The sequence below is a fragment of the Pseudomonas sp. PDM03 genome (assembly GCF_014852385.1).
GTDB classification, from domain to species: Bacteria; Pseudomonadota; Gammaproteobacteria; order Pseudomonadales; family Pseudomonadaceae; genus Aquipseudomonas; species Aquipseudomonas migulae.
This window is the reverse complement of the sequence record NZ_JACVBM010000004.1, coordinates 82,771-100,776: the sequence shown is the minus strand read 5'-3', so window position 1 is coordinate 100,776 and position 18,006 is coordinate 82,771. Positions and strand designations below refer to the sequence as shown.

The following is an 18,006-nucleotide window of genomic DNA, read 5'->3' as shown; positions in this document are numbered from 1 at the left end:
GGAACAGCCGCTATGACAACCCCATCCCCGACCGTTTCCATGGCGGACAAAGTTGCCCTGATCGACAGCCTCTGCGCCAAGGCGCGGATTCTGCCGGTGATCACCATTGCTCGCGAACAGGACGTGCTGCCATTGGCCGACGCCCTGGCCGCCGGTGGTCTTACAGCCCTGGAAGTGACCCTGCGTTCGCAGTTCGGCCTCAAGGCCATCCAGATCCTGCGCGAGCAGCGTCCGGAACTGGTGACCGGTGCCGGCACTGTGCTCGATCGCCAGATGCTGGCCGCTGCCGAAGCCGCCGGTTCGCAATTCATCGTGACGCCGGGCATCACCCGTGACCTGCTCGAAGCCAGTGTCGCCAGCCCGATTCCACTGCTGCCAGGCATCAGCAACGCCTCGGGCATCATGGAAGGCTACGGTCTGGGCTATCGCCGCTTCAAGCTGTTTCCGGCGGAAGTCAGCGGCGGCGTTGCGGCAATCAAAGCCTTGGGCGGCCCGTTTGGCGAAGTGAAATTCTGCCCGACTGGCGGCGTCGGCCCGGCCAACATCAAGAGCTACATGGCGTTGAAAAACGTGATGTGCGTGGGCGGTAGCTGGATGCTTGATCCGGAGTGGATCAAGAACGGCGACTGGGCCCGCATTCAGGAATGCACCGCCGAGGCCTTGGCGCTGCTGGACTGACCTGCTTTTACCCAACACTTCGTTGTGTGTTCTACGGCTTTACGGTGCGCTTGGTCGGTGCACCGTTTTTTTTTGCCCAATGGAAAACCATTTTCCGTAGGAGCCGGCTTGCTGGCGATGGTATCGACGCGGTCTGTCAGATGCACCGAGTCGATACCATCGTCGGAACGCCGCCCGCAGCAAGCCGGCTCCTACAGGACATCATGCGATACATAGTTACCGCATCTCGCCACTGGTCCCGCGTTAACCTGCGTTCATCTTATGGAAGAGAGAACGTCATGGACGACAACACCTCAGTGACATCCGCACAACCGGCTTACCTGCTGTCACCCGAACAGATCGCCGGTCCGTATTTTCGCAACCCGAAACTGATCAGACGAAACATCAGCGAAGGCCTGGACGGTATTCCGCTGGTGCTGCGGTTGACGATCATCGATGCAATGACCCGTGAGCCTGTCAACGGGGCCATCGTCGATATCTGGCATTGCAATGCCCGAGGCGCCTATTCGGGGTGGAGCAAGGTCAACCCGGACAAGGAAGTCGATGTCGGCGATATCGGCGCGATCCCGCGTACCGACGACGACACTTATCTGCGCGGCGGGCAATTCACCGACCAGAAGGGCATCGTGCGTTTCACCACGATCTATCCGGGGTTCTATGCCGGTCGCGCGCTGCACATACACGTCGCGATTCGAGTGACCGCCGGCAACAACTATCTCGAAGAGCGCCACGTTGCCTGGGTCGGCCAACTGTACTTCCCCGAAGTGGCCTCGCGTTCGGTGCTCAATGCCAGGGAATACAGCGGCCGAACCGTCACCGCGCTGACCAACGACGAGGACTATTTCTACACCAGCATGGGCGGCGAAGCCTCGACCCTGAACGTTCACACCCTCGGTCGAGATTCGAAAGAAGACGGTTTTTTCGGGCAGATGACCATTGGCATCGACACGTTCGCGATTTCATCACAGCTCAAGCCGGAGGATTTCGACAAGTACACCGTGTGACGTCAGCGCAGCTCGTTCAGTGCCTCGCTCAGCGCATCCATGTCTGCTGCAGTGGTGGTCAGCCCCGGCGTGATGCGGATGCACGGACCACTCGCTGCGCCGCTGCGCGCCACGGTAAACAGGTTGAAGTCCTTGAGTAGCCTCCCGGCCATTGCTTGTTGGTCGGCATGCCGGGTAAAGCGCATCGACGTGATGCCGCAATACAGTCGCGGATCGTCCGGAGTCATGACGTCGATGCCCGGCAAGTCACGTACGGCGCTGACCCAGCGGTTGCGCAGGTAATTGAGCCGGGCGCCCTTGGCAGCGGAACCGCCCATCGCCCGATGTTCTTCGAACACCAGTGGCAGGGTCAGCAATGCCGGGATGTTGGGCGTGCTGTACGGCGTACGGGCGCGAATGTCGGTGATCGGGAAATGCATCTCGCCCATGTCCGGGTCGATGTCGGCGAGGCGCTCCGGGGCGATGTAGATGAAGCCCAGGGTCAGCGGCGCACCGATCCATTTGTGCAGGTTGAAACCGGCGAACGCGATGCCGAGGTCATCGAGATTGAACTCGATCTGGCCGAGCGCATGGGCGCCGTCGAGAATCACGTCGATCCCGTGCTCCCTGGCGGCGGCCGCAATCGCCTGCACCGGCATCACCAGGCCGGTGCGGTGAGTGACGTGAGTCAGTGCCATCAATTTGAGCTTTGGGTAACGCACGAAGGCGTCGCGGTAAGTCGCCAACAGGCTGTCGAAACTGGCGGGGTGGGCGTGTTCGATCTCGATCACTTCCACGCCGCGATGCCGGGCCAGCCAACGCATGGCACCTTTGACCGTGTCGTATTCCAGGTCGCAGATCAGCACCTGATCACCGGGTTGCAGGCGATTGTAATTGCGGATCAGCGATTGCAAACCGTCCGAGGCGTTGCGGGTGAAGGCGACGGATTCGGGTGTTACGCCCATCAGGTCGGCGAGACGTTCCACGATCGCCAGGTTTTCACCCTGTTCGAAACGCTGGCGCACATGCACCGAGTTGCCGCGGTTGATGAGTTCGATGTTGCGCTGGTATTCCTCGATCACCGTGCGCGACATGCGGCCGAAGTAACCGTTCTCGAGGTTGATCGGGCCGGGTTCGACGGCATAGCGGTCGGCAAAGGTTTGCCAGAACATTTCATCACGGGCACGGCGGGTGTTATCGGGCATGGGGACGGCTCAGTGGCGAGGGGCGGGTTTGCCGTGTTTGGCGCGCAGCGGTTCAAGCAGTTCCGACAAGCCGTTGTGATCGATTTCCTGCATCAGGGCCAGCAGTCCGCCCAGTTCGCCATGGGGGAAACCTTCCCGGGCAAACCAGTTCAGGTAGGGGCCGGGCAGGTCGGCAATGATGCGGCCCTTGTATTTGCCGAAGGGCATTTCGCGGGTAATCAGCAGTTCGAGTTTTTCAGGGTTCATCAATCGATCGTCTTGATTCAACAGCCTTGGAAAATACAGGCATTCTGCATGCAGGCCAATTGACAGATCATGCAAAAAAAACGGATACAGATTTTCTCATTAAAGTTAAGTTGTTGAAAATTAACAAATAAATTATCAGTTCAAGGCTGGCATGCAGGGTGCAATACCTATTGCATCTTTCATCAACCCGCAAGGAATTGAAAAATGACCGACGTTAATAAAGAAGCGATCTCTGTACTCAACGACCTGATTGAAACCAGCAAAGACGGTCAGGAAGGGTTCAAGACCTGCGCTGAAGACATCAAGCATCCAGAACTGAAAACACTGTTCATCACTCGCTCCGCCGACTGCGCCACTGCGGCTTCCGAACTGCAGGCTGCGGTGCGTTCGATGGGCGGCGATCCGGAAACTTCCACCAGCGTCAGTGGTGACCTGCACCGCCGCTGGGTCGACGTGAAATCAGTATTCACCGGCAAGGACGAAGAAGCCGTGCTGAACGAAGCCGAACGCGGTGAAGACCATGCACTGAAGGCTTACCGAGAAGCCATCGAGAAAATCAACAAGCACAACCTGGTGGGCATTCGTGACCTGGTTGAACGTCAGTATCACGGCGTGCAACGCAATCACGATCAGGTGAAAGCCCTGCGTAACCAGGCTCGCGCACGCTCGTAAGCACGCAAAGCCTGTCAAAAACGCCAGCCAGCCTGGCGTTTTTTTGTGCCTGGGTTTTAGTGCTGGACGCCTGATAGATAGCTAGCTAATAATTTGATTTACCGGTCACTTCGATGAACCCGACTATCGTTAAATCGTCCTTTCAAGAGTGCTTTACGTGCCTATCACTTTGCAGGCTTTATTCGCGCCTGACCGCCGCGCCTTGCAGTTCGCGATCAAGACGTTACTCGGTGGCGGCCTGGCATTGTGGCTGGCATTGCGCTGGGGCCTGGAGCAACCGGCCTGGGCGTTGATGACAGCGTTCATCGTCGCTCAGCCGTTGTCCGGGATGGTGGTGCAAAAGGGATTGGCGCGGCTGCTGGGGACGCTGATCGGGACGTTCATGTCGGTAGTGTTCATGGGCCTGTTCGCCCAGACGCCGTGGCTGTTTCTGCTGGCATTGGCGTTGTGGCTCGGGTTGTGTACGGCGAGTTCGACGCTGCTGCGCAGTGCCTGGTCCTATTCGTTTGTGCTGGCCGGTTACACGGTGGCGATCATCGCATTACCCGCCATCAGCCACCCGCTGACGGTGTTTGACCAAGCCGTGGCGCGCTGCACGGAAATCTGTCTGGGCATTCTCTGCGCCACCGCCGCCAGCGCGCTGCTATGGCCGATGCGCGTCGAACGGCAATTGGCGGATCAGGCGCGAACGGCGTGGCAGAGTGGGATGAACGCCGCACGCGCAACCCTGGCCGGCGACGGTCAGGCGCGCAAAGGACTGCTGGAAATCCTTGGCCGCATCGTCGCGGTGGATGCCCAGCGCGAACATGCCTGGTTCGAAGGCGGGCTGGGTCGGCAGCGTGCGCGGGCTATCAGCGGATTGAGCCAGAAACTGTTGATGTTGCTGCGCATTGCTCGTTCGGTGCGCCGGCAATGGAAGCAGCTTGAACCGCAGGAAGCCGAGCAATTGATGCCGTGGATGACGGAGGTTCAGCAAGCGCTCGCCAGCCCGGACACCGCAATGTTGCAAACCTTGCGCCCGCGCTTGCTCGACGCCAGCCATGACCCGCAGATCAGCTCTGCGCAGAGTTACTGTCTGGTCCGTTTCACCTTGCTGATGGATACCGCGATGGCGGCGAGCGCGGCATTGACGGCGGTGGAGGAGGGCAAGGAAACCGTCGACCCGCCGCGTACCCTGACACCGCACCGCGACCTGTCGTTGGCGCTGGTGTTCGGCGCGCGCAGTGCCTTGGCGTTTCTGGTGGTGTCGTGTTTCTGGCTGGCCACTGCATGGCCCGCCGCATCGGGCGCATTGGTGCTGACGTGTGTGGTGTGCAGCCTGTTCGCCAGTCGCGAAAACGGCGCGCAAATCGGCATGAGTTTCATGCGCGGGATATTTCTGGCAATCCCGGCGGCGTTTTTCGTCGGGCAGATTCTGCTGCCGCAATGGAGTGGTTTTGCGCTGCTCTGCATGGGCATGGGCGTGCCGTTGTTTTTCGGTGCGCTGGGCATGGCCAGGCCGCAGATCGGCGCCACGGCCACGTCGTTCTGTCTGCATTTCATCGTGCTGGTATCACCGCTCAACGCGATGAAGTTTGATGTCGCGACGTTCTTCAACAGCGCTCAAGCCATGGTGGTGGGCGTCGGGGCGGCGGTGCTGGCCTTCCACTTGCTGATCCTGCGCAACCCGACGTGGCATGGTCGGCGTTTGCTGGCGGCGACCCTCGACGACCTGGTGCGCCTGACCCGGCGCAACCTGCGCGGCGCCGAAAGCTGGTTCGGCGGACGCATGGCCGACCGCTTGCTGCAACTGGCGCGGCACTACCCGGAGCTGCCGGAGCCGGCGCGCAGCCGCTGGGACGACGGCTTGCTCGGTCTCGACATTGGCGACGAGCTGCTGCATTTGCGCTTGAGCCTGGCGGCGGCGCAGGCACCGGTCAATGCAGCGCAGCGACGTTATCTCGAACAACTGGAGAGCATCCTCGAACAAGGCCCGGCCGGCCACTGCGCGGATGCGCTGGAACAACCCAGCGAAGAATTCCTGAAAACCTTGTACGCGTTGCCACCCAGCGATCCGGTGAAACTGGCCCAGGGCGCGGTGCTGCAATTGCAGAACAGCTGGCGCGCCTGGTGCCATCAACAGGAGCAAAGCCATGGGCTTGCGTGAATGGTCGGTGGGCGGCGTGCTGCTCAGCCCGTTTCTGATTTATGTGGTGCTGGCGCTGCTGGTCACCGGGGTCTTGCGCCTGCTGTTGCGCCTGACCCCGGCCGGTCGCAGGATCTGGCACGAAGCGTTATTCGATTGCGCCTTGTACGTCTGTGTATTGACCCTGATCACCGTCGTCCTCGGACCTTTATAAGGAGTTGAACATGCGTACACCCGTGCGTGTCGCGGTAACCCTGTGCCTGGTGGCGCTGGCGATTTTTGCCGGTTTCCATTTGTGGCAGTACTACATGCTCACGCCGTGGACCCGGGACGCGCGGATTCGTGCCGACGTGGTGGTCATCGCCCCGGATGTGTCGGGCTGGGTGCGTGAACTCAAGGCCTTCGACAACCAGCCGGTGAAGGCCGGCGATCTGTTGCTGAGCATCGACCGCGACCGTTTCGAAGCGGCGCTGGAGAAGGCGCAAGCGGTGGTGCAAACCCGTCAGCAGCAACTCAACCTGCGCGAACGCGAAGCCAGCCGTCGTGCCAGCCTCGGCCCGCAAGCGATCAGTGCCGAGCTGCGCGAGAATGCGCAAATCAACGCCGGTATCGCTCGTGGCGAACTGCGTGAAGCCCAGGCCGAAGCCAAGGTCGCCGAACTCAATCTTGCCCGCAGTCAGGTCCACGCGCCCCGCAGCGGCCACATCACCAACCTGCGTCTGGCCCAGGGCAATTACGTGAATGCCGGGCAACCGGTGATGGCGTTGATCGATGATTCAACGTTTTATGTGCAGGCGTATTTCGAAGAAACCAAACTGCCGCGGATTCGCGTCGGCGATCCGGTGAAGGTCTGGTTGATGAGCGCGGGAGAGGCGCTGGAAGGGCAGGTGGAAAGCATCAGTCGCGGCATTACCGATCGCAACACCACACCGGATGGGCAGTTGTTGGCGGAGGTGGAACCGACATTCAACTGGGTGAGACTGGCGCAGCGGATTCCGGTGCGAATCAAACTGGACAAGGTGCCCGAGGGGATCAATTTGAGTTCGGGGATGACAGCGAGTGTGCAGGTGCAGGAGGGGCGATAAAATCAAAAGATCGCAGCCACTGTAGGAGCCGGCTTGCTGGCGATGGGATCAACGCGGTTTCCTTGAGATACCGAGGCGTACGCATCGCCAGCAAGCCGGCTCCTACAGTTAAGCGCCGTACTCAGCCGATGCTGATCGCCGGCAGACTAGTCAACGTCACGGTCTGCTGCTTACGCGGCGCCAGAATCTCCGCCTCGCCATCCACCACCAACTCATCGCGCTGGTTGAACACGCGGGTGGCAATGCGCACACGGAATTTCGGCAACTTCTCCAGAATCTCCAGGCGCACCGTCAGCGTGTCGCCAAGCTTCACCGGCTTCTGAAAGCTCATCTGCTGACCGATATAAATAGTCCCCGGCCCAGGCAACTCGCAGGCAACTGCAGCGCTGATCAACGCGCCACTGAACATGCCGTGCGCGATGCGTTCCTTGAACATGGTGCCGGCGGCGAATTCGGCGTCCAGATGCACCGGGTTGTGGTCACCCGACATGGCGGCGAACAGCTGAATGTCACGCTCTTCGACCGTCTTGCTGTAGCTGGCGGTCTGGCCGACTTCGAGGGCTTCGTACGGGGTGTTGGTAACCTGGGTCATCTGTTTCAATTCCTGTGACAAATAAAAAAACCACAAAAAAACTATTCGGATCGGGGCGGGCGGCGGTGGCTCAGGGCTTGTGCGATCCAGCCCAGCACATCGGCCGTCACCTCATCGCGGTTGCTCTCGTTGAACAGTTCGTGCCGTGCCTGCGGATAAATCGTCAGTTGCAGGCTCTGGCTGCCCGCGGCGCGTAGCGCATCGGCCAGATCTTTCAGACGCTTGCCTTCGCTCACCGGATCACATTCACCGCCAATCACCAGCAACGGCAGGCCCGGATCGATCTGAGCGAGATTGGACGCTTTGCTGATTTGCTGCAAGCCGCCGAGCAAATCGATCCACAGTTGGTTGGTGCAGCGAAATCCGCAGAGCGGGTCGTTGGCGTACAGATCGACCTCCGTCGGGTCGCGGCTGAGCCAGTCGAACCGGGTGCGGGCTGGTTTGAAGGCCTTGTTGAACGAGCCGAACGACAGCCATTCGATCAGCGCACTACGGCCCTTCGGCCCTTGGCGCAGTCGTTCCAGGCGGGCAATCTGCCGCGCCGCGCGATAAAGCGCCACAGGCTGGAAGTTCGAACCGCTGAGCACCGCGCCGTGCAGACTGGCGCTGTGATGCAGCAGATAAGCCTGGGCGATGTAGCTGCCCATGCTGTGGCCGAGCAGCACAATCGGCACGCCGGGATGATGCTGGCCAATGTGCTGATTGAGGCTGGCGAGGTCGCCGACCACCTTGCACCAGCCATCGTCGTCGGCGAAATGACCGAGTGTCCCGTTTTCGGCAGTTTTGCCATGTCCACGCTGGTCCGGCGCGTACACACCGTAGTCCTGTTCGCAGCACTTTTCTGCCAGGCGCGCATAGCGACCGCTGTGTTCGGCCATGCCGTGGGCCAGCAGGATCACCGCTTTCAACGGCGCTGCGGGCAGCCACTGGTTGACGAAGAGGCGGCTGCGGTCACTCGCGGTCAGCCAGAAGGTGTCGTGGATCATGGCGATTCCTTTGCATGGGCTCGGCCCATTGTATAGCGCATCCTGCGCTTGCCGTCTGATCAGGCCGCACCACGGCACCGAGATTCACACGGTCAATGACGGTTGTTGGCATATTTGCCTGATTCGCCATAGCTGCTAGTGTCCGTGAAGCTCCGCTTTTTCAAAGGTGACACAAAAGCGGCCCCGGATAGGTTCAGGTAAAGAGGACAAGAACAATGCAACCTGATTTCTGGAATGACAAACGCCCGGCCGGCGTACCCCTGGACATCGATCAAGGGGCTTACAAGTCGGTGATCGAGGTGTTCGAGCGTTCCTGCAAAAAATTTGCTGACCGCCCGGCCTTCAGCAACATGGGCGTCACCCTGACCTACGCCGAACTGGAACGCTACAGCGCCGCGTTCGCCGGTTACCTGCAAGCCCATACCGACCTGGAGCCCGGCGATCGCATCGCGGTGCAGATGCCCAACGTCCTGCATTACCCGATTGCCGTGTTCGGCGCGTTGCGCGCCGGGCTGATCGTGGTTAACACCAACCCGCTGTACACCGCGCGGGAAATGCGTCATCAGTTCAAGGATTCCGGTGCCCGGGCACTGGTTTACCTGAACGTATTCGGGCAGAAGGTCCAGGAAGTGCTGGCCGACACCGACATCCAGTACCTGATCGAAGCGAAGATGGGCGACCTGATGCCTGCCGCCAAGGGCTGGCTGGTCAACACGCTGGTCAGCAAGGTCAAGAAAATGGTCCCGGACTACGCCTTGCCGCAGGCCATTTCCTTCAGGAGCGCGCTGCGTCTGGGCCGGGGCCTGGGCATCAAGCCGTTGAACGCCGGCCTCAACGATATCGCCGTGCTGCAATACACCGGCGGCACCACCGGGCTGGCCAAGGGCGCGATGCTGACCCACGGCAACCTGGTGGCGAACATGCAGCAGGCACGCGCCTGCCTCAGCCAGTTCGGTGACGACGGCCAGCCGTTGTTGCGCGAAGGGCAGGAAGTGATGATCGCGCCGCTGCCGCTGTACCACATCTATGCATTCACGGCGAATTGCATGTGCATGATGGTGACCGGCAACCACAACGTGCTGATCACCAATCCACGAGACATCAAGGGCTTCATCAAGGAGCTGAAAAACTGGCGGTTCTCGGCGTTGCTGGGGCTCAACACGCTGTTCGTCGCGTTGATGGACCACCCGGATTTCAAGACCCTGGATTTCTCCAGCCTCAAGCTCACCAACTCCGGCGGCACTGCGCTGGTCAAGGCCACCGCCGAGCGCTGGGAGCAACTGACCGGTTGCCGCATCACCGAAGGTTACGGCCTGACTGAAACCTCACCGGTGGCGTGCACCAACCCGTACGGCGACAAATCGCGGATCGGCACGGTCGGCCTGCCGGTGCCGGGCACCACGCTGAAAGTCATCAACGACGAGGGCGTTGAGCAACCGTTGGGCGAGCGCGGCGAACTGTGCATCAAGGGCCCGCAGATCATGAAGGGCTACTGGCAGAAACCCGAAGCCACCGCCGAAGTGCTGGATGCCGAAGGCTGGTTCAAGTCCGGCGACATCGCGGTGATCGACCCGGACGGTTTTGTGCGCATCGTCGATCGCAAGAAAGACATGATCATCGTCTCGGGTTTCAACGTGTACCCGAACGAGATCGAAGACGTGGTGATGGCTCACCCGAAAGTCGCCAACTGCGCCGTCATCGGTGTGCCGGACGAACGTTCGGGCGAGGCGGTGAAGTTGTTTGTGGTGGCGCGTGAGTCGGGGGTCAGCCTTGAAGAGCTGAAGGCCTACTGCAAGGAAAACTTCACCGCGTACAAAGTGCCCAAGCACATCGTGTTGCGTGAGTCGCTGCCGATGACGCCGGTGGGCAAAATTCTGCGGCGGGAGTTGCGGGATATCGCTTAGTCGATAAATGGCCGCGCTTCGCGCGGTTCGCGGGCAAGCCTCGCTCCTACAAGGTCAGTGTTGTTCATAAGGTAATGAACGACACAAAACCTGTAGGAACGAGGCTTGCCCGCGATGCTTTTAAGGCGGAGGCCCCGATTTTCGGGGCTTTCAGCGACATATAGGTTTTTTGCTCTAAAATGACCGCTTGTCATTCTTGAGTCACTAATGTGACTGTAGAGGCCGCTTTTGGCTCTAGTCGGCCCTTGGCAAAGCTGCTACTCTCGGCGCGCTTTGTGACCTCTCGGCCTCTGTAAAAAGCCAGACTCACCAATAATCAAACACCAATAATAATCGCATCAAATGCGGTATTTGAATTCGCGTTGCTGAGGAGTGGGCTTCCATGATCGAAGACTTCTGGAAGGATAAGTACCCTGCCGGGATTGCTGCCGACATCAATCCGGACGAGTATCCGAATATTCAGGCAGTGTTGAAACAGTCCTGCCAACGCTTCGCCGACAAGCCGGCATTCAGTAACCTGGGCAAGACAATCACCTACGGTGAACTGTACGAATTGTCGGGTGCCTTTGCCGCTTACCTGCAACAGCATACCGACTTGCAGCCGGGCGATCGAATCGCCGTGCAACTGCCCAACGTCTTGCAGTACCCGGTCGCTGTGTTCGGTGCCATCCGCGCCGGGCTGATCGTGGTCAACACCAACCCGCTGTACACCGCGCGGGAAATGGAACACCAGTTCAACGACTCCGGCGCCAAAGCCCTGGTCTGCCTGGCCAACATGGCGCATCTGGCCGAGGCCGTCGTGCCGAAAACCGGCGTCAAGCACGTCATCGTCACCGAAGTCGCCGACCTGCTGCCGCCGCTCAAACGCCTGCTGATCAACAGCGTCATCAAGTACGTGAAGAAGATGGTCCCGGCGTATCACTTGCCCAAAGCCATCAAGTTCAACGACGTGTTGAGCAAGGGCCATGGCCAGCCAGTGGCTGAAGCCAACCCGGCCAGCAGCGACGTGGCAGTGCTGCAATACACCGGCGGCACCACCGGCGTGGCCAAGGGCGCAATGCTGACCCATCGCAATCTCGTCGCCAACATGTTGCAGTGCAAGGCGCTGATGGGTTCCAACCTGAATGAAGGTTGCGAGATCCTGATCACGCCGCTGCCGCTTTACCACATCTATGCCTTCACCTTTCATTGCATGGCGATGATGCTGATCGGCAACCACAACATCCTGATCAGCAACCCGCGCGACCTGACGGCGATGGTCAAGGAACTGTCGAAGTGGAAGTTCAGCGGCTTCGTCGGCCTGAACACGCTGTTCGTGGCCCTGTGCAACAACGAAGGCTTCCGCAAACTGGATTTCTCGGCGCTGAAAGTCACTCTGTCGGGCGGCATGGCCCTGCAACTGGCCGCGGCCGAACGCTGGAAAGCGGTCACCGGTTGCGCCATCTGCGAAGGTTACGGCATGACCGAAACCAGCCCGGTGGCCACCGTGAACCCGATCCAGAATATCCAGATCGGCACCATCGGCATTCCGGTGCCGTCGACCCTGTGCAAAGTCATCGACGATGCCGGCGTTGAACAGCCGTTGGGCGAAATCGGCGAACTGTGCGTGAAAGGTCCGCAGGTGATGAAGGGCTACTGGCAGCGTCAGGAAGCCACCGACGAAATGCTCGACAGCGAAGGCTGGTTGAAGACCGGTGACATCGCGCTGATCCAGCCTGACGGCTACATGCGCATTGTCGATCGCAAGAAAGACATGATCCTGGTGTCCGGTTTCAACGTGTACCCAAATGAGCTCGAAGACGTGCTCGCGACCCTGCCGGGCGTGCTGCAATGCGCGGCCATCGGCGTGCCGGACGAGAAGTCGGGCGAGGCGATCAAGATTTTCATCGTCGCCAAACCGGGCGTGACCCTCACCAAAGAGCAAGTGATGGAGCACATGCGTGCGAACGTCACCGGCTACAAAGTGCCGAAAGCCGTCGAGTTCCGCGATGCGCTGCCGACGACCAACGTTGGCAAGATCCTGCGTCGGGAATTGCGTGATGAAGAGCTGAAGAAGATCAACGCGAAGAAAGTAGGCGCGTAACAAACAAAAGCCCCGCAGATGCGGGGCTTTTTTTTGCGCCTGACACAGGTCTATGACCTGTAGGAGCCGGCTTGCTGGCGATTGCGGCGCATCAGTCCACATTGATGTGTCAGATAGACCGCCATCGTCGGAACGCCGCCCGCAGCAAGCCGGCTCCTACAATGTTATTGGCGGAACGGCGCGAAATTGACGTTGGTGCCCGCCGGGCGCATGTCCTGCAGGTACGAATCCTTGTCCGCACTCAGTTCCAGGCTCAGCGCAGCCTTGCGCTTGCCCTGGTTACGCACCACCAGCCCTTCGAGTTTCTCGCGCAGGAACACCGTCGGCACTTTCAGGTGCAGCAGTTCGTCGGTGTCCGGCGTGTGCATCAGCAGGTGAATCCATTCGTACTGACCAATGGCCAGGCGCGCCACCGGGAGATCGAACCACCAGATGTTGCGGTTACGGTTCAATTCGGCGAAATGGCAGTTGTTGACGCCAAGCACAGCACCGCCGAGTTCCTGGTTTCTGCGGGCAATGGCCTGCTTTTTATCGAGTTTCATAACATTCCTACGGGATTGGATCTTCAGGGCCGTGGCCTGAATACGTTGCGCATTCTCGGGGGTTGGTCGGCAAACATAAAGCCCAACCTGCACGGAACGATGAAATGTCGCGCTGAAAATAAATGAAACTCCGCGCAAACGCCCCCGGTCAATCCTTGTGTAACGACTTATCTCATTGATTTGTTCACAGGAGAAACACCATGAGCAGCACTGGCGATAAAGTAAAAGGCCTGGCTAACGAAGCCGTCGGCAACGTCAAGCAAGGTGTCGGCAAGGCAACTGACAACACCAGACTGCAAGCTGAAGGCAAACTGCAGGAAAAGAAAGGCGAAGCTCAGCAAGCAGTGGGCAAAGCCAAGGACGCAATCAAGAAAGGCGTCGATAAGGCTTGATTGGGTTGTTGGTCAAAATCAGAAACGGCCATCCACGGATGGCCGTTTTTGTGTCAGCCTGAACTTGCGCACAGAAATTGTTTCAAAGTCGCCAATTGGGCTACTTTGATGTAGAAAACGGCCCCTGAGTCGCCACGACTTCAACCCCATTGCGGCGAAAGGAGACGCTAATGATTTTCCCGGACATGAAAGGTGTGCCCCTCCATCGCGTGATGGTGCGCACAGTCACCGAGTTCGTCGCCGACGAGATGTCGACCTATGCCTCGGCGTTGGCCTATCAGATGCTGTTTTCGTTGTTTCCCTTCATTCTTTTTCTGATTGCCCTGATCGGTTTCCTGCACTTGCCGGACTTCTTCTCATGGCTGCGCCTGCAATCGGAACTGGTCCTGCCGCCCCAGGCGCTGGAGCAGGTGAACCCGGTGATCGACCAGCTCCAGCAATCCAAGGGTGGCTTGCTCTCGGTCGGTATCGTCATCGCGCTGTATACGGCCTCGGCCGGCGTGCGACTGATGATGAGCGCGATGAACGCCGCGTATGACGTGGTCGAAGGCCGGCCGTTCTGGAAGCGTTTTCCGCTGTCGGTTTTCTACACGATCGGTATTGCCGGGATGTTGCTGATTGCCGCCGCGCTGATGGTGCTCGGGCCGCAAGTGATGGGCTGGATCGCCGCGCAGGTCGGCCTTGAAGACTTTATTGTCACGGTCTGGACCATCGCTCGCTGGCCGGTCATCGTGATCCTGATGATGATTGCCGTGGCGCTGATCTATTACGTCATGCCCGACGTAAAACAGGAGTTTCGTTTCATCACCCCAGGCTCGGTGCTGGCGGTGGTGGTGTGGATCATCGCGTCGTTGGGCTTTGCGTTTTACGTCAAGACCTTCGCCAACTACAACGCCATGTATGGCAGTATCGGCGCGATCATCGTGCTGTTGCTGTACTTCTATATTTCCGCGGCGGTGTTGTTGCTCGGTGCGGAGATGAATGCGGTGATCGAACACATGTCGCGCGAAGGCAAAGACCCTGGCGAAAAAGTCGCCGGTGAACACGGTCCTGTCCACGAAGAGAAACACCACGTTTCCGGGCTGGGCCGGGATCACTCGGTGAAACCACCCACTGACGAAGTCATCAAATGATCCGTGAAATCCTGAAAATGGGCGACGAGCGCCTGCTGCGCATTGCGCCGCCGGTTCCCGCCGAGATGTTCGACAGCCCCGAGCTGTGGCAACTGATCGACGACATGTTCCAGACCATGGAAAGCGTCGGCGGGGTGGGCCTGGCCGCGCCGCAGATCGGCGTCGACCTGCAACTGGTGATCTTCGGCTTCGAGCACAGCGAGCGTTATCCGGACGCTGAAGCGGTGCCGCAGACGATCCTGATCAATCCGCTGATCACGCCGTTGAGCCCGGTGATGGAAGAGGGGTTTGAAGGCTGCCTGTCGGTGCCGGGATTACGCGGCGCGGTGAGTCGGTACCAGCAAATTCGCTATGAAGGTTTCGACCCGAAAGGCGAGCCGATCGTGCGCATCGCTTCAGGGTTTCACGCCCGTGTAGTGCAGCACGAATGTGATCACCTGATCGGCCGGTTATACCCGTCGCGGATTACCGACTTCAGCAAATTCGGGTTCACCGAAGTGATGTTTCCGGACCTCGATCCCAACGCCGACGATTGACCTCACCGTCAAACCCTGTAGGAGCGAGCCTGCTCGCGATGGGGCCGTGACAGTAAATACTGTTGGTGACTGACCCACCGCAATCGCCGGCAAGCCGGTCTCACTCCTACAGTTGATCTCCATGTCTACCTGACCGGCCCCAGCCCCATCGCAATCATCGGTTTGCTGCGCGCATAGCGGCTCAAGCGTTCGACCATCGCGTAAGGCATGGGCGGATCGAAGGTAAACCCGCGACGCTCATAAAAACCCCGCAAGTCCGGGTGGCAGAACAGCCACACCGGTTGGTCAAGACCGCTCACCGCTTCGGCAATCAGCGTCGCTGCGATTCCTTGTTCACGACAGGCCGGATCGACAAACAAACCGGTCAACCAATGCCCGCCCGAGACCGGACGCAAGCACAGCGCCGCAATGATCTCGTTGCGCCTGGCCACCCACAATTGAGCGTCGCGGACCGCTTTCATCGACGATTGGTGGGCGCGATAAAACTTGTTCATCAGGGGCCATAACGGCTCGTCGAGCAACGTGTACTGGGTGTCGGGCATGGGTTGGGTCTGTGTGTGCGCAAAGCGGGCGATTATAAAAGAACAGGCGGCCGGGGATAGGTGTATACCTGATCTCACATCCTGTATGTGTGGAGTACGTATCATGGCCAAAGGCATGGATTCAAAAAAAGCAGCGAAGAAGAAACCGGCGAAAACCGCCGATGAAAAACGCGCGGACAAGAAGGCCAAGAAGGTGGGTGTGTTCGGCCATTAAGCGGTAAGCCTGAAACGCACTTCCCCCTGTAGGAGCCGGCTTGCTGGCGATTCAGACCACTCGGTGTGTCAGGCAGACCGCGTTGCCTGAATCGCCAGCAAGCCGGCTCCTACAGACAGCGAAAAAATAATCTGCAAGATTTCCCGATGCCATTGCACAGAAGGGGACTGGTCCCCGATCTGAGCAACGCCATGCCCCATTACTTCGATAGTGCCCACCGAGAAGAAATCGAAACGTTGCGCCAACGCCTGACCGCTCGCACCGAGTGGCCGACCTGGTTGCTGCTGATCGGCGTGTACGGCGGCTGGTTCAGCATCATGCTGGCCAGCGATCGGTTGGGCGTCTGGTGGAGCACGTTGCTGCTGATTCCGCTGGTGGTGCTGTGGTTGTCGGTGCAGCACGAATTGCTCCACGGTCATCCCACCCGCTGGACCACGCTGAACAAAATCCTCGGCTACGCACCGTTCGCCGTCTGGTATCCCTACACGTTGTATCGCGACAGCCATCTGCTGCATCACCGCGACGAAGACCTGACCTTGCCGGGCATCGATCCGGAAAGCCGTTACCTGAGTGCCGAGCGGTGGCAGGGCAGTTCCGTGTTCGAACAGAGCCTGCATTGGTTGAACAAAACCGTACTCGGACGCTTCATCATCGGTGCGCCGCTGGCCTTGCTGGCGCTGGCGCGCGAAGAACTGCAGCGCCTGAGATCGGGTGATCGACAGGCCTGGTTGATGTGGCTGACCCACGGCGCACTGACCGTGTCGATGTTGCTGTTCATCGCCCATTACAGCGTGGTGCCGGTGTGGCATTACCTGTTGCTGATCAGCGTGCCGGCGCTGTCGATTGCAATGATCCGCTCCTACTATGAGCACCGTCCCCATGCTCAACCCGAGCAACGCACCGTGCTCAATGAAGCCGGCTGGCCATGGCGCTGGCTGTTCCTGAACCTGAATTTTCATCTGGTGCATCACGACTTGCCGGGTCTGCCCTGGTACGACTTGCCCCGCGCCTACCATGCGCGCCGCGAGCAATGGGTGGCGCGCAGCGGCGGGTTTCTGGTGCAGGGTTATGCTCAGTTGTGGCGTGAGAACGGGATAAAGGCGATCGACAGCCCGAAACACCCCTTCCACTGATTGCCAATGCATCCCCTTGTAGGAGCCGGCTTGCTGGCGATAGCGGTGTATCAGTCCCATTGATACAACATGACACAACGCCATCGCCAGCAAGCCGGCTCCTACAGTAGATTTTCGTTGTATGGAAGATTTTGATGACTCAACACATCACCGAATTACTGATGTACGTCGCCCCCGAACCCATCCGCGAGGCCAACGAGCGTTGGCTGACGCGAATCCTCGAACGTCTGGGCGCCACCCGCCGCAACGCCGAAGGGCTGTCGCTGATGGACCTGTGGCTGTCCCCGCAGTTGCTGCTGACCCAAACCTGCGGCTATCCGTTGATGACCGCATTGCGCGGCCAGGTTCGGGTTATCGGCCGGCCTCGTTACGAACTGCCGGACAGCAGCGGCGGCAACCATTGCAGCCTGCTGCTGAGTCGTGCCGATGATTCACGCCGGACCTTGCCCGCGTTTTTCGGCAGCCGTGGCGTGATCAACGGCGAAGACTCCAACAGCGGCATGAACCTGCTGCGTCAACGACTCGCGCCGTTGCACCGCGACGGGCAGTTCTTCGCCAGCGTCGGCATCAGCGGCAGCCACCGCGAGAGCCTGCGCTGGCTGCGTGAAGATCAAGCCGACCTCGCCGCCATCGACAGCGTGACCTTCGCCTACCTGGCGCGGCACGCCGAAGAGGAAGTGGCGGGATTGCGCGTGGTGGTGCGTAGCGCGTTCAGTCCGACCTTGCCGTATATCACCGTTGCGACGGCGACCGATGAACAGGTGGAGGCGCTGCGGCAGGTGATGAACGAGACATTGCGGGAGTTGCCCGATGTTGCCGAAGTCCTCGGGTTACACGAGGTGTTGCCGGCCAGCGAGAGTGACTATCAAATCGTTCTCGACTATCAGCAGGAAGCCGAGGCGTTGGGGTTTGGGCGGTTGCGTTGACTGGAGATCGCCTTCGCGGGCAAGTCGGA

Annotated in this window: 19 protein-coding genes; 13 read left to right on the top strand and 6 right to left on the bottom strand. The window is 59.6% G+C overall.

What is annotated here, in order from left to right:
• Window positions 1–12: 12 nt before the first annotated feature.
• Both IB254_RS08985 and IB254_RS08980 read left to right on the top strand, forming a co-directional pair.
• Window positions 13–678: a bifunctional 4-hydroxy-2-oxoglutarate aldolase/2-dehydro-3-deoxy-phosphogluconate aldolase gene (locus IB254_RS08985; RefSeq protein ID WP_008032978.1), complete on the top strand. Its 666-nt coding sequence runs from the start codon at window positions 13–15 to the stop codon at window positions 676–678.
• 278 nt (window positions 679–956) lie between these two features.
• Window positions 957–1,682: an intradiol ring-cleavage dioxygenase gene (locus IB254_RS08980; RefSeq protein WP_192417067.1), complete on the top strand. Its 726-nt coding sequence runs from the start codon at window positions 957–959 to the stop codon at window positions 1,680–1,682.
• Window positions 1,683–1,684: 2 nt separating this feature from the next.
• Here the strand turns inward: IB254_RS08980 and IB254_RS08975 are convergent, their stop codons facing one another.
• Both IB254_RS08975 and IB254_RS08970 read right to left on the bottom strand, forming a co-directional pair.
• Window positions 1,685–2,866, bottom strand: coding sequence for an aminotransferase class V-fold PLP-dependent enzyme (locus tag IB254_RS08975; RefSeq protein ID WP_192417066.1), 1,182 nt, complete (start codon window positions 2,864–2,866; stop codon window positions 1,685–1,687).
• A 9-nt stretch (window positions 2,867–2,875) separates the two neighbouring features.
• On the bottom strand, window positions 2,876–3,112 hold the full coding sequence (locus tag IB254_RS08970; protein ID WP_003213031.1) for a DUF3820 family protein: 237 nt from the start codon (window positions 3,110–3,112) through the stop codon (window positions 2,876–2,878).
• Between the two features lie 204 nt (window positions 3,113–3,316).
• On the opposite strand from IB254_RS08970, the gene IB254_RS08965 reads away from it, so the two are divergent.
• The 4 genes from IB254_RS08965 (at window position 3,317) to IB254_RS08950 (ending at window position 6,994) form a co-directional block, all read left to right on the top strand.
• A complete protein-coding gene (locus IB254_RS08965) occupies window positions 3,317–3,784 on the top strand; it encodes a ferritin-like domain-containing protein (RefSeq protein WP_192417065.1) in 468 nt (155 codons plus the stop codon).
• A 157-nt stretch (window positions 3,785–3,941) separates the two neighbouring features.
• Window positions 3,942–5,930 (top strand): FUSC family protein, encoded by a 1,989-nt coding sequence (locus tag IB254_RS08960; protein WP_192417064.1) that lies wholly within the window; start codon window positions 3,942–3,944, stop codon window positions 5,928–5,930.
• Window positions 5,917–6,123 (top strand): DUF1656 domain-containing protein, encoded by a 207-nt coding sequence (locus tag IB254_RS08955; protein WP_192417063.1) that lies wholly within the window; start codon window positions 5,917–5,919, stop codon window positions 6,121–6,123. The genes IB254_RS08960 and IB254_RS08955 overlap by 14 nt, the downstream gene beginning before the upstream one ends.
• Window positions 6,124–6,133: 10 nt before the next feature.
• The gene (locus tag IB254_RS08950) at window positions 6,134–6,994 is read left to right on the top strand and encodes an HlyD family secretion protein (protein WP_192229123.1); all 861 of its coding nucleotides are present in this window, start codon (window positions 6,134–6,136) and stop codon (window positions 6,992–6,994) included.
• Between the two features lie 121 nt (window positions 6,995–7,115).
• Here the strand turns inward: IB254_RS08950 and IB254_RS08945 are convergent, their stop codons facing one another.
• Together IB254_RS08945 and IB254_RS08940 are read right to left on the bottom strand one after the other, a co-directional pair.
• On the bottom strand, window positions 7,116–7,586 hold the full coding sequence (locus tag IB254_RS08945; RefSeq protein ID WP_008032990.1) for a MaoC family dehydratase: 471 nt from the start codon (window positions 7,584–7,586) through the stop codon (window positions 7,116–7,118).
• A 41-nt stretch (window positions 7,587–7,627) separates the two neighbouring features.
• Window positions 7,628–8,572, bottom strand: coding sequence for an alpha/beta hydrolase (locus IB254_RS08940; protein ID WP_192417062.1), 945 nt, complete (start codon window positions 8,570–8,572; stop codon window positions 7,628–7,630).
• A gap of 215 nt (window positions 8,573–8,787) precedes the next feature.
• On the opposite strand from IB254_RS08940, the gene fadD2 reads away from it, so the two are divergent.
• Both fadD2 and fadD1 read left to right on the top strand, forming a co-directional pair.
• Window positions 8,788–10,476, top strand: coding sequence for a long-chain-fatty-acid--CoA ligase FadD2 (fadD2, locus tag IB254_RS08935; protein ID WP_192417061.1), 1,689 nt, complete (start codon window positions 8,788–8,790; stop codon window positions 10,474–10,476).
• A 382-nt stretch (window positions 10,477–10,858) separates the two neighbouring features.
• Entirely contained in the window at window positions 10,859–12,559 is a 1,701-nt protein-coding gene (gene fadD1 / locus IB254_RS08930) for a long-chain-fatty-acid--CoA ligase FadD1 (RefSeq protein ID WP_008038583.1), read from the top strand.
• Window positions 12,560–12,723: 164 nt separating this feature from the next.
• On the opposite strand, the gene IB254_RS08925 is transcribed toward fadD1, so the two are convergent.
• Window positions 12,724–13,101, bottom strand: a complete 378-nt coding sequence (locus IB254_RS08925) for a hypothetical protein (RefSeq protein WP_008032995.1) — start codon at window positions 13,099–13,101, stop codon at window positions 12,724–12,726.
• Between the two features lie 200 nt (window positions 13,102–13,301).
• Between IB254_RS08925 and IB254_RS08920 the strand changes: the two genes are divergently transcribed.
• The 3 genes from IB254_RS08920 (at window position 13,302) to def (ending at window position 15,162) form a co-directional block, all read left to right on the top strand.
• Window positions 13,302–13,493: a CsbD family protein gene (locus IB254_RS08920; RefSeq protein ID WP_192417060.1), complete on the top strand. Its 192-nt coding sequence runs from the start codon at window positions 13,302–13,304 to the stop codon at window positions 13,491–13,493.
• 170 nt (window positions 13,494–13,663) lie between these two features.
• A complete protein-coding gene (locus tag IB254_RS08915) occupies window positions 13,664–14,626 on the top strand; it encodes a YihY/virulence factor BrkB family protein (protein WP_192229124.1) in 963 nt (320 codons plus the stop codon).
• The gene (gene def / locus IB254_RS08910) at window positions 14,623–15,162 is read left to right on the top strand and encodes a peptide deformylase (protein WP_008032999.1); all 540 of its coding nucleotides are present in this window, start codon (window positions 14,623–14,625) and stop codon (window positions 15,160–15,162) included. The genes IB254_RS08915 and def overlap by 4 nt, the downstream gene beginning before the upstream one ends.
• A 125-nt stretch (window positions 15,163–15,287) precedes the next feature.
• Here the strand turns inward: def and IB254_RS08905 are convergent, their stop codons facing one another.
• Complete coding sequence (locus tag IB254_RS08905; protein WP_192417059.1) at window positions 15,288–15,704, bottom strand: GNAT family N-acetyltransferase; 417 nt, start codon at window positions 15,702–15,704, stop codon at window positions 15,288–15,290.
• 405 nt (window positions 15,705–16,109) lie between these two features.
• Here IB254_RS08905 and IB254_RS08900 point away from each other — a divergent pair, with 405 nt between their 5' ends.
• Complete coding sequence (locus IB254_RS08900) at window positions 16,110–17,051, top strand: fatty acid desaturase (protein WP_192417162.1); 942 nt, start codon at window positions 16,110–16,112, stop codon at window positions 17,049–17,051.
• 134 nt (window positions 17,052–17,185) lie between these two features.
• A complete protein-coding gene (locus IB254_RS08895) occupies window positions 17,186–17,977 on the top strand; it encodes a phosphate/phosphite/phosphonate ABC transporter substrate-binding protein (protein WP_192417058.1) in 792 nt (263 codons plus the stop codon).
• The last annotated feature ends 29 nt before the right edge of the window (window positions 17,978–18,006 follow it).